At 71.0% G+C, this 11,614-nt stretch carries 8 protein-coding genes; 7 read left to right on the top strand and 1 reads right to left on the bottom strand.

What is annotated here, in order from left to right; all coding sequences use genetic code 11:
• Positions 1-164 precede the first annotated feature (164 nt).
• Positions 165-557 (bottom strand): STN domain-containing protein, encoded by a 393-nt coding sequence (locus AC07OH_RS20730; RefSeq protein ID WP_495301954.1) that lies wholly within the window; start codon positions 555-557, stop codon positions 165-167.
• A 271-nt stretch (positions 558-828) separates the two neighbouring features.
• Between AC07OH_RS20730 and AC07OH_RS20725 the strand changes: the two genes are divergently transcribed.
• The 7 genes from AC07OH_RS20725 (at position 829) to AC07OH_RS20695 (ending at position 11,611) form a co-directional block, all read left to right on the top strand.
• The gene (locus tag AC07OH_RS20725) at positions 829-1,401 is read left to right on the top strand and encodes an RNA polymerase sigma factor (protein WP_223301388.1); all 573 of its coding nucleotides are present in this window, start codon (positions 829-831) and stop codon (positions 1,399-1,401) included.
• On the top strand, positions 1,398-2,402 hold the full coding sequence (locus tag AC07OH_RS20720) for a FecR family protein (RefSeq protein ID WP_495301953.1): 1,005 nt from the start codon (positions 1,398-1,400) through the stop codon (positions 2,400-2,402). The genes AC07OH_RS20725 and AC07OH_RS20720 overlap by 4 nt, the downstream gene beginning before the upstream one ends.
• 107 nt (positions 2,403-2,509) lie before the next feature.
• Complete coding sequence (locus tag AC07OH_RS20715; protein ID WP_495301952.1) at positions 2,510-4,969, top strand: TonB-dependent receptor; 2,460 nt, start codon at positions 2,510-2,512, stop codon at positions 4,967-4,969.
• Between the two features lies 1 nt (position 4,970).
• A complete protein-coding gene (locus AC07OH_RS20710) occupies positions 4,971-6,362 on the top strand; it encodes an MFS transporter (protein ID WP_095746600.1) in 1,392 nt (463 codons plus the stop codon).
• Positions 6,363-6,414: 52 nt separating this feature from the next.
• On the top strand, positions 6,415-8,088 hold the full coding sequence (locus tag AC07OH_RS20705) for a serine hydrolase domain-containing protein (protein WP_495301951.1): 1,674 nt from the start codon (positions 6,415-6,417) through the stop codon (positions 8,086-8,088).
• On the top strand, positions 8,085-10,451 hold the full coding sequence (locus tag AC07OH_RS20700; protein ID WP_495301950.1) for an alpha/beta fold hydrolase: 2,367 nt from the start codon (positions 8,085-8,087) through the stop codon (positions 10,449-10,451). The genes AC07OH_RS20705 and AC07OH_RS20700 overlap by 4 nt, the downstream gene beginning before the upstream one ends.
• On the top strand, positions 10,448-11,611 hold the full coding sequence (locus AC07OH_RS20695; protein WP_139702539.1) for an alanine racemase: 1,164 nt from the start codon (positions 10,448-10,450) through the stop codon (positions 11,609-11,611). Before AC07OH_RS20700 ends, AC07OH_RS20695 begins: the two co-directional genes overlap by 4 nt.
• Positions 11,612-11,614 lie beyond the last annotated feature (3 nt).

Raw genomic sequence — 11,614 nt, 5'->3', positions numbered from 1 at the left:
GCGGGGACCACCGGCCGGGCCGGCCAGGGGGCACGGCACACACCCTTCGCGCGTTGCGCAGCTAGTGTGTCAGAAAGTGCGAGAAATGCGCGCCATTCCGGTGCATCTCGCGGGGCCGAGCGGCGCCGGCGTTGTCCCGCGCACGACGGGTGAAGTCGATCGTATTACTCGACCATGCGCGGCGGCGGCTCCGAACGCGCGGCCGCGGGCGAGCGGGCCGGCGCGATGAGCACCATCGCGCCGTCCTGCCCGCGCCGCACGCGCAGGCGGGTGCCGTCGAGCAGGCGGTCCAGCGCCGCGTCGGTGGCGAGCTTTCCCCTGATGCCCCGGGTCGAGAGATCCTTGACGTCTTCCATCTTGTAGATGAGCTGCACGCCCGACTGGGCGATGTAGGCGTCGAGCGCGGGCCGCAGCTCGCCGCTCTTCACATCGAACTCCCGCGCGTGGGCGAAGGCCAGCCCCGTCGCCAGCAGGCTGGCGGCGGCGATGAGGGCGAGGCGGGGGCGTCTGATGAAGAGGGCAAGGAGGGTGGGGGGCTGCCTCCGGATTCGAATCATGTCGGTCTGTGTTTCCGCGAATTGGTTTTTCTTCTGCCCCCGGTGAGACGAGTTCGCGGGCACTTTCCGGTAACGGGGCAAGGGGGAAAAGCCCTTGGACCGTGCCTTCTAGAATTTGGGGAGCCACCGCCGGGCACGGAAATTGGAAGAAATTTCGCCGGCGGGCCTTCGCGCGTTACCGGAAATCTTCGGGCCGTTCGTCTCACTGTCTGTCGCCAATCCCGGCGGCCTGCCGTTCTCCTTTCGGCCCTTCAATTTCCAGGAGCGCTTTGTGGTTCTCAGTGACTTGGACGCCTGGTTCGTCAGCGAGGTGCTGCCGATGGAAGCCGCGCTCACGCGTTTCCTTCGCCGCAACTGGCGCGACGACGCCGAAGTGCCCGACCTGCGGCAGGACGTCTACGTGCGCATTTACGAGTCCGCCTCCAGATCCATGCCCGACCAGGTCAAGCCTTTCGTTTTTGCCACCGCGCGCAACCTGCTGATCGACCGCGCCCGGCGCGCGCAGATCGTTTCCATCGAGATCATTGCCGACCTCGACGCGCTCGATTTCTCCGCCGACGAGCTCACGCCCGAACGCCACGCCGCCGGCCGCGGCGAGCTGCGGCTGTTGCAGACGGCGCTCGACGCGCTGCCCTCCAAGTGCCGCCGCGTGGTCGAGATGCGCAAGATCGACGGGCTCTCGCAGCGCGAGGTCGCCACGCAGCTGGGCATCACCGAGGACACGGTCGAGCGCCAGGTCTCGCGCGGCGTGCGCGCCCTGGCCGACGCCTTGCTGTCGGGCGGCGTGCAGCTGGACACCAAGGCCTTCGGGCGAGCGCAGAACGAGCGGAGGCTCTCACCATGAGCGAAGCCCAGCGCATCGAATCGTTGGCCGCCGACTGGCTGGCCCGCCGCGACAGCGGCGACTGGACCGACACCGACCAGCAGCAGCTGGACGCCTGGATCGCCGCCTCCATCGCCCACCGCGTGGCCTGGCTGCGGCTGTCCAGCGCGTGGGAGCGCGGCGACCGGCTGGGCGCGCTGCGCACGCCGGCGATTCCTATTCCTCTCCCCACGCCGGCTCCGGCACTCGCACCGCAGGCCGCACGGCCGGCGCCACGCCTGTCGCGCTTCTCGCTGCAACGCATCGCCGCCGGCGTGCTCGTGGCCGCCGCGGGCACCGCCTGGCTCGGCTGGCAGTACACGCAGGAAGAGCGCGGCCAGCACTACGCCACGGCCGTGGGCGCGCGCCAGTCGGTGGCGTTGTCCGACGGTTCGAAGCTCACGCTGAACACCGCCACGCAGGTGCGCACGGCCGTGAACGACAGCGGGCGCAAGGTGTGGCTCGACGCGGGCGAGGCCTACTTCGACATCGCGCACGACAAGGCGCACCCCTTCGTCGTCATTGCCGGCGACCGCCGCATCACCGTGCTGGGCACGCGCTTCCTCGTGCGGCGCCAGGGCGACCAGGTGAACGTGACGGTGGAAGAAGGGCGCGTGCAGATTGCCGCGGCCAAGCCCGATGCCCGAAGCACCGAGCCCACCGTGCTTACGCGCAACCAGGCCGCGGTCACGCATGCCGACAACGTGCTCGTGATGTCGAAGGCGCCCAAGCAGGTCGACGACGAACTGAGCTGGCGCGAAGGCAAGCTCGTGTTCGACCAGACCACGCTGGGCGACGCGGCCGCGCAGTTCAACCGCTACAACCTGCGCAAGCTCGTGATCGCCGACCCGGTCATCGCGCAGGTGCGCATCGGCGGCAGCTTCGATGCGAACAACATGAGCGGCTTCGTGGGGCTTCTCAAGCAGGGCTTCGGGCTTGCTGCGCACGAGAGCGGCAACGAAATAAGAATTTCGAATCCGTAAATTACCGGAATGTGACGGGGCATTCGTCTCAGTGGGTACCCAAACAAATAACCACGCTGGAGACACACACAATGAATCGCACCGCGCCCCGCCCCGGCCTGCCGTCCTTGAAGAAGAGAACCTATTGGGCAGGGCTTCGGCCCTGGGTCATCGGCGGTGCGTGGGCGCTGGCCAGCGGCATGGCCGCGCATGCGCAGACACAGGCTCCGGCGCAAGGCTTCGATGTGAGCGGTGGCGATCTCAAGACCGCGCTCGACGCCTACATCGCGCAAGGCGGCGTGCAGCTGCTCTACAAGGTCGACGACGTGAAGGGCGTGGCCACGCGCGGCGTGAAGGGCGCGCTGTCGCCGCAGGACGCGCTGGCACGGCTGCTCGAAGGCACGCCGCTGCGCACGCGCCGCGGTGACGACGGCGCCATCGTGATCTACACGGCTGCTGCCGCCAAGCCGCAGGCCGACGAGACGCCGCAGTCGCTCGACAGCGTCACCGTCACCGCCACGCGCCGCCGCGAGCCGGTGCGCGAGATCCCGATGCAGGTCAACGTGATGAAGGCCCAGGCGCTGGAGCGCGCGGGCGCCAAGAACCTGGCCGACTACGTGGCCGAGCAGCCGGGCGTGAACCTCACCAGCAGCGGCAGCGTGGGCGGCACGCTCACCATGCGCGGGCTGACCACCGGCCCGGTGCAGGGCATCGCGACCGTGGGCGTGTACGTGGACGACGTGGCCACCGGCCTGAGCTCGGCCGGCGCGAGCGGTGGCAACACGCCGCTGGACATGGGCATGCTCGACCTGAGCCACATCGAGGTGCTGCGCGGCCCGCAGGGCACGCTGTACGGCGCCGGTGCCATGAGCGGCGTGCTCAAGTACGTGACCAACCAGCCCGACACCATGGAGTTCGCGGGCTCGGTGAGGCTGGGCACCTCGTGGACGCAGGGCGGCGGTCCGGGCTTCACGACCGGCGCGGTGCTCAACGTGCCGCTCAAGGAAGACGTGGCGGCCGTGCGCTTCGCCGCCTTCACCGACCAGTTCGGCGGCAGCTACGACGCCACGGGCCTGGCGCGCGGGCGCAACATCGACCGCGGCCACACCGACGGCGGCCGGGTCTCGCTGCTGCTCACGCCCACGCGCGAACTCACGGTGCGCCTCACGGGCACCGTGCAGGACGTGCATCGCAAGGGCCTGGGCTTCGAGGACATGGACCAGCGCACGCTGCGCCCCTGGACGCGGGAGCGCACGCGCCAGCTGTCGGCCAACGAGTCGTACAGCAACCTCACGCAGCTGTTCGGACTGGACGTGGAATACGACTTCGGCTGGGCCCGCCTGAACTCGATCACCTCCGCGCAGGACGTGAAGATCAACAACGTCGTCGACGTCACCGGCCGCTACGGGCCGCTGCTGAGCGCGCTGCGCGTGCCGGTGGCCTCGGTGCCGGTGAACAGCGCCGTGGAGCAGCACCGCGTCAGCCAGGAGTTCCGCCTGACCTCGCGCTCGGGCACCACCATCGAGTGGCTGGCGGGCCTGTACCTGAACCGCGAACGCGGCAGCAACAACGGCGTCATGGACGCCAACCTGATCGGGGGCCGCAGCCTCGGCCTGCTGACCTCGACGCAGTCCTCGCGCTACCGCGAGGAGGCGGCCTACGGCGACGTCACCTGGAACGTGACGCCCAAGTTCTCGCTCACCGGCGGCGTGCGCCTGGCGCGCAACAACCAGAAGTACGCCAGCCGCCAGACCGGCCAGCTCGTCGGGTCGGTCGCCGCCAGTGCCGCCGGCACCTCGTCGGAAAGCCCGACCACCTACCTGGCCGCCGCCAAGTACACGCTGTCGGAGACGAGCACCATGTACTTCCGCGCGGCCAGCGGCTACCGCCCCGGCGGTCCCAACGTGCTCAAGGCCGACACCGACCGCAACGTGGTGCAGCCGATGTACAACTCCGACTCGCTGTGGAGCTACGAGCTGGGCTACAAGGCCGACCTGCTGGACCGCACGCTGTCGCTGGAGGCGGCGCTGTACGACATCGAGTGGACCGGCGTGCAGCAGCCCACGCGCAGCGGCGCCTTCGTGTTCGTCACCAACGCGGGCGCGGCCCGCATCAAGGGCAGCGAGCTCACGCTCAACTGGAAGCCCAGCAAGGAATGGCGCTTCACCGCCAACGCCGCGGCCGTCGATGCGCGCCTGACCGAGGATGCCAAGGGCCTGGGCGCCAAGGCCGGCGCGCGCCTGCCGCACACGCCGCGCTTTGCCGCCACCCTGGGCGTGACGCGCAACTTCAGCCTGGCCGATCACCCGGCCTACGTCGGCATCAGCGCGCGCTACACCGGCAAGCGCGATGCGGGCTACCGCGGCAGCACGGCCATTCCGAGCATCAACATGCCGGCCTACACGCTGGTCGACCTGCAGGCGGGCATCGACTTCAAGCGCTTCAGCGTCTCGGCCTACGTGCGCAACCTGACGAACAAGCGCGGCATCGTGTCGATCGAAACCGGACTCAACGCGAACCCGAACCTGGTGACCGCGGCGCTCGTGCCCGCGCGCACCATCGGCGTGAACGTCAACGTTCCGTTCTGACATGTCGGGCCTCCCACCGTTCGCGGCACCGATGCCGCTGGATGCGGCCGCCCCTGCGGCCCTGGAAACGACCCGCAAGGCGCCCACCAGCGCCTGGTATGCGCTGGCGGTGCTCATCATCGCGACGGTGCTGGGCTCGATCGACAAGGTCATCCTCACGCTGCTGACGGAGCCGATCCGCCAGACGCTGTCGCTCTCTGACACGCAGCTCGGGCTGCTGCAGGGCGCGGGCATCGTGCTGTTCACCGGCATCGCCACCTTGCCGCTGGGCTGGCTCAGCGACCGCTACGACCGGCGCGTGGTGCTCGCGGCCTGCGTGGTGCTGTGGAGCGCCGCCACCGCCATGCGCGGCACGGCCATGGACTACGGCGTGCTGTTCGTCGCCTCCGTCGGCCTGGGCGTGGGCGAGGCGGGCCTCACGCCCATCACCAACAGCATGATCCCCGACCTGTTCCCGCGGGCGCAGCGGGTGCTGGCGAATGCGGTGTTCGCGCTGTCGGCCATCTTCGGCAGTGCGCTGGGCGCGCTGCTGGGCGGCACCATCGTGCACCTCACGGACGACCTGCGGCCCTGGCTGCCCGTCGCGATGCAGCAGCTCGAAGCCTGGCGCCTGACCTTCTTCGTGCTGGCCAGCGCCGGCATTCCGGTGACGCTGCTGGTGCTGTCGATCCGGCGCACGCCGCGCGGCGGTGCACAGGAAGCCAAGGCCAAGCCGGGGGCACCGGCCACCGACGCACCGGGCGCCACGACCCTGCGCCAGCACCTGCGCCAGCACTGGCGCACCTTCGCGGGCCTGGTGGTCGGCGTGGGCCTGACCAGCGTGGGCCTGAGCTCGCTGGGCACCTGGCTGCCGATCCTCACGGCGCGCACCTACGGCGTCACGCCGGTGCAGATGGGGCAGGGCATGGGCCTGGCCTTCCTGTGCGGCACGGTGGCCGGCGGCCTGCTGGGCGTGCTGTCGATGCGCTACGTGCAGCCGCGCATGGGGCCGGCTGCGGCGCTGCGGCTGATCATGCTGGGCAACCTCTCGGCTGCACTGATGTCGACGCTGCTGCTGTTCACGAGCTCGGCCAACCACAACTTCGCGCTGCTGGGCCTCTTGGTGGTGCCGCTCATCGGCAGCGCGGTGCTGCTGCCCAACGTGCTGCAGGACGCGGCGCCGCCGCACCTGCGCGCCCGCACCATCGCCATGCTCACGCTGGCCAGCCTGCCCTTCGGCGTGGTGGGGCCGCTGGTGGTGGGCATGTTGTCGGACGCCCTCAAGTCGATGCCCAACGGGCTGGCGGTGTCCATCGTCGTGACCACGCTGGTCGGCGGCAGCCTGGGCGCCATGGTGCTGCGTGCCGCCGAAGGCCCGTTCGTGCGCCTGATGCGCGAGGCGAAGCCGAACTGAGCCTGCTGCGTCGAGATCCCGCTCCCCCTCTTTCATCGTTCGTTGTTCCTCCATGTCACAACCACACCCTTCAGCTCCTCTTCCTGACACCGCTTCCGCACTGGCCGCCATCGACGCGCTGGTGGCGCCCCTGAACCGCAGCGACGCGCCCGGCCTGGTGCTGGCCATCGCGCAGCATGGCCGCCTGCTGTACCGCCGCGCCGTCGGCATGGCCAGCCTGGAGATGGGCGTGGCGCTCACGCCGACCACGCGCATGCGCATCGCCTCCACCAGCAAGCACTTCACGGCCATGGCCGTGCTGCTGCTGGCCGAAGACGGCCTGCTCGACGTGGAAGACCCGGTGCAGAAGTACCTGCCCGAGCTGCCGCAACTGAGCGCCAACGGCCCCACGCTGCGCCACCTGCTCACGCACACCAGCGGCTGGCGCGGCCACGACGAGCTGTGGGCCATTGCGCACGGCCTCACGTTCACGCTGCCCGGCCCGGGCCTGCCGGCCATGGCGCGCCAGAGCGAGCTGAACTTCGAGCCCGGCACGCACATGGTCTACAGCAACGGCGGCTACTTCCTGCTGGCCAAGATCGTCGAGCGCGTGAGCGGCAAGAGCTTCAACGACTTCCTGAAGGCGCGCCTGTTCGGCCCGCTGGGCATGGCCGACACCTCGTCGGTGGTGACCGACCTCGACGTGGTCCCCGGCATGGCCGGCCTGTACATGCCCGCGCCCGGCGGCGGCTGGCGTCGCGGCCTGTACCCGTGCGAACTCGACGGCGGCGGCTCGCTGGTGTCGACGGCGGACGACATGCTGCGCTGGCTCGCCCACATGCACGGCAGCGAGAAGATCGTGGGCAGCGCGAAGAGCTGGGCCCTGCTGTCGGCGCCCACCACGCTGTCGTCGGGCTCCCAGGTGAACTACGGCTTCGGCCTCGCGCGCCACCCGTACCGCGGCGTCGAGATCGTGCACCATGCGGGCGCCGTGCTCGGCGCGCAGTCGCAGATGATCAGCGTGCCCAGCCACGGGCTGGACATCATCGCCATGGTGAACGGCGCGCCCGTGTCGCCGTCGGCGTTGGCCCTCAAGGTGATCGAGCTGCTGCTGGGCGACGCGCTCGCGCCGCCCGAGGTGCGCCCGCTGGCCAGCGCCTTCCCCGCGCTGCCCGGCCAGCGCTACCACGCACCCTCCACCGGCGGCTTGCTGGGCTTTGCGGACGTGGCCGGCAAGCTGGCGCTGTCGTGGCAGGCCGGCGAGGCCAGGCCCCTGAACCAGGGCGACGGCACGCTGTGGCTGGGCCTGCAGGACCTGCCGACGAACGACCTCGTGATCGACACCGCCGACATCGACCCGCAACGCGCACCCGATGCCTTCGTGCTGCACGAAGGCGGCCAGCCGCGCCGCTTCGAGCGCCTGCCCGAGACCGCGCCCGATGCCGCCTCGCTCGCCGACGAACTGTGCGGCGACTACATCAGCCCCGACCTCGACGCCACCGCGCGGATGGTGCTGGTGGACGGCAGGTTGCAGCTCACGGTGCAGGGGCGCCACGGCCAGCACGTGTGCGTGCTGACGCCGCTGTCGGCCGACGTGGCCACGCTCGCCTCGGTCGACCCGGTGCTGGCCCAGCTGGGCAAATCGGTGCTCACCGTGGAGCGCCAGGGCGGCCGGGTCGTGGGACTGCGGTTCGCCACGACGCGCTCGCGAAACATTCACCTTGCCCGCCAGGAGCCCCGCGCATGAAGTTCTTCACCACCCTGTTCGCCACCGAAACCAACACCTTCGTCTCGGCCCCCACCGGCCTGGGCAGCTACGAGGAATACGGCATCTTCCGCGGCGACGCCAGCACGCGCGACGCCACCGGCTACGGCCTGTACGCGGTGGAAGTGCGCCGGCAGCTGGCCGCGGAAGGCCATGAAACCGTCGAGAGCCTGCTGGCCTTTGCGCAGCCGCTGGGGCGCACCGTGCGCAGCGTGTACGAGCGCCTGCGCGACGAGATCCTGGACGACCTGCGCAAGGCCGGCCCGGTCGACGGCGTGATCCTCGTGCTGCACGGCGCGATGGTGGCCGACGGCTACGACGACTGCGAAGGCGACGTGATCTCGCGCGTGCGCGAGATCGTCGGGCCGAACGTGCCCATCGGCGTCTCGCTCGACCTGCACTGCCACTTCACGCAGAAGATGCTGAACACGGCGGACGCGATCATTTGCTACAAGGAATATCCGCACACCGACGCGTTCGAGCGCCTGACCGAGCTGATCCGCATCGTGGTCGACACCGCGCAGGGCCGCGTGAAGCCCGTGACGGCCGTGCACGACTGCCGCATGGTCGGCAAGTGGCACACCACGCGCGAGCCGATGGCCGGCTTCGTGCGCCGCATGCAGGACGCCGAAAAGCTGCCGGGCGTGCTCTCGGTGTCGCTGGGCCATGGCTTCCCTTGGGCCGACGTGCCCGAGTCGGGCGCCAAGCTGTGGGTGGTGACGGACAACGACCCCGCGCTCGCCGCCAAGCTCGCCGAAGAACTCGGCCGCGGCTTCTGGGACCTGCGCCACGAGACCGGCGTGCCCTCGCTCTCGATCGAGGAGACGCTCGCCAAGGCCATGGCCGTGCAGGGCGGCCCCGTGGTCATCGCCGACACCGCCGACAACCCCGGCGGCGGCGCCACCAGCGACAGCACCTTCATGCTGCGCGCCGTGGTCGAGCGCGGCATCGGCGACGTGGCCTTCGGTGGCGTGTGGGACCTGGGGGCGGTGCAGCTGTGCCGCGACGCGGGCGTGGGCGCGAGCTTCGAGCTGCGCCTGGGCGGCAAGTGCGGCCCGGCCTCGGGCGACCCGATCGACCTGCACGTGACCGTGATGAACGTGGTGGAGGCGCACTCGCAGGGCGGCCTGTCGGGCGTGCGCACGCCCATGGGCCCTTGCGTGTGGGTGCAGGCGGCCGACGGCGTGGACATCGTGCTCATCAGCAAGCGCAACCAGGTCATCGGCGCCGACCTCTTCACGGGCCTGGGCATCGACCTGGCGGCCAAGAAGCTGGTCATCGTGAAGTCGGCGCAGCACTTCCACGCGGAGTTCGGGCCCCTGGCCAAGTCGGTGCTGTACGTGTCGACGCCGGCCTCGCTGAGCACCGACTTCGCCAACCTGCCGTACCGCGTGCGCGACCTGGACTACTGGCCGCGCGTGGAACAGCCCGGGCGTCCGTACCACATGGCCGCACCCGGCGAGCTCTACACCATCGACGGCCGCGCCATGCACCTGCAGCGCAGCGGCCCCGTGCCGGCCAGCGCCGCACAGCCCACGCTCGTCATCGAGGCCGGCGGCGGCTGCGCCTCGCCGACCTACGCGCGCCTGCAGCAGGCGCTGGCGGCCAAGCACCCGGTGATCAGCTACGACCGCGCCGGCATGGGCTGGAGCGACGCCGACGACGCGCCCTTCGACGGCGAGCGCACCGCGCACCGCCTGCATGCGCTGCTCGAGGCCGCCGGCGTGACGGGCCCGATCGTGCTCGTCGGCCATTCGCTCGGCGGCCTGCTGAACCGGGTCTACGCAGGCCTGTACCCGCAGCAGGTCGCAGGCGTGGTGATGCTCGACGCCAGCCACCCCGACCAGTTCGCGATGTACGAGCACCCGCCCGAATCGCAGTTCGCGGCCGAGCGCGTCAAGCGCGCGGACTTCCAGGCCGGCGGCCCGCCGCCGCCGGAGCAGGCGCCCATCGAGGCCCTGTTCGCCGACATGCCGCAGGTGCTGCGCCAGATGAAGGCGACCTACACGCCCGAAGCGCTCGACACCATGGTGGCCGAGGTGCGCGGCCTGCCGCACGTCGCGCGCCAGGCTGCGGCCTCGCCCGACTTCGGCTCCCGTCCGCTGGCCGTGTTGTGGGCGAAGCAGCAGCCGCTGCCGGCAGGTGCCGACCCGGCCATTGCAGCGGTGCAGCAGCGCTGGCCCGAGTTCCAGGAAGCGCATGCGGCGCTGTCGACGCAACGCCGCCTGGCCTGCATCGAAGGGGCCGCGCACATGACGCTGGTGCTGCTGCCACCGCTCGTGCAGCGCGTGGCCGAGGAAATCGACGCCGTGATGGCGCAGATCGCGTCCGGAACCGGCCGATGACGCCCCTGGCCGAACTCACCACGCCCGCGCTGCTGCTCGACGTCGGCGTGCTCGAACGCAACTGCGAAGCGATGGCACAGCGCGCGGCGCGCCATGGCGTGGCGCTGCGTCCGCACCTGAAGACGGCCAAGTCGGCCGAAGTGGCGCGCCGCGCCACGCGCGGGCAGGCCGGCGGGCTCACGGTGTCGACCGTGGCCGAGGCCGCCTACTTCGCGCGCCACGGCTTCACCGACCTGACCTACGCGGTGGGCATCGACGCGAACAAGATCGAGGCGCTGCACGACATCCAGCGCACGCACGGCGCGCGCGTGACGCTGCTGGCCGATTCGGTCGAGGCGGTGCAGGCGGCCGGCGCCCGCGCGCGGGCGCTGGGCGCGAGCTTTCGCGTGCTGCTGGAGATCGACACGGGCGGCGGCCGCGGCGGCGTCGGCCCGCGCGACGACGGCCTGCTGTCGCTCGCGCGCGAGGTGCAGCGCAGCGAATCGCTGGCGCTGGCCGGCGTGCTCACGCATGCGGGCCACAGCTACCACGTGCAGGGCGGCACGGCGATCCGCGCCATTGCCGAGGCCGAGCGCGCCGGCGCCGTGCATGCGGCCGAGCGGCTGCGCGCGGTCGGCATCCCGGTCGAGGTGGTGAGCGTGGGCTCCACGCCCACGGCCGTGTGCGCGCAGTCGCTCGAGGGCGTCACCGAGATGCGCCCCGGCGTCTACACCTTCTTCGACCTGGACCAGGCGGCGCGCGGCATCTGCGGCGTGGACGAGATCGCGCTATCGGTGCTGGCCACGGTGATCGGTCACAACCCGCGCTCGCGCCGCGTGCTGATCGACGCCGGCGCGCTCGCGCTGTCCAAGGACCAATCGGCGGCCGAGTTCCGCGCCGGCCTGGGCTTCGGGCTGGTGTGCCGGGCCGACGGCACGGTGCCGCTGCCCGGCCTGTGCGTGGCTGAGCTGCACCAGGAGCACGGGCTGATCGCCTGCGAAGGCGACGACGACGCACAGGCCATGTTCCGCGCGCTGCCCCTGGGCGCCCGCGTGCGCGTGCTGCCGCACCACGCCTGCATGACGGCCGCGCCCTACGACCGCTACCACGTGGTGGACGGCGCGGGCAGCGGCGTGCAGGCGGTCTGGGACAAGGCGCACGGCTGGCAGGCCGGCGCCTGAAGC

The organism is Variovorax sp. GW821-FHT10C12, from assembly GCF_059415405.1.
Note: the sequence above shows the minus strand (reverse complement) of the source record. Positions and strands in the feature narration are given on the sequence as shown.

Bases quoted from the DNA above. Each gene is read 5' to 3' on its own strand.
- AC07OH_RS20730 (WP_495301954.1), bottom strand. From the start codon at position 557: ATGATTCGAATCCGGAGGCAGCCCCCCACCCTCCTTGCCCTCTTCATC.
- AC07OH_RS20720 (WP_495301953.1), top strand. From the start codon at position 1,398: ATGAGCGAAGCCCAGCGCATCGAATCGTTGGCCGCCGACTGGCTGGCC.
- AC07OH_RS20710 (WP_095746600.1), top strand. From the start codon at position 4,971: ATGTCGGGCCTCCCACCGTTCGCGGCACCGATGCCGCTGGATGCGGCC.
- AC07OH_RS20705 (WP_495301951.1), top strand. From the start codon at position 6,415: ATGTCACAACCACACCCTTCAGCTCCTCTTCCTGACACCGCTTCCGCA.
- AC07OH_RS20700 (WP_495301950.1), top strand. From the start codon at position 8,085: ATGAAGTTCTTCACCACCCTGTTCGCCACCGAAACCAACACCTTCGTC.
- AC07OH_RS20695 (WP_139702539.1), top strand. From the start codon at position 10,448: ATGACGCCCCTGGCCGAACTCACCACGCCCGCGCTGCTGCTCGACGTC.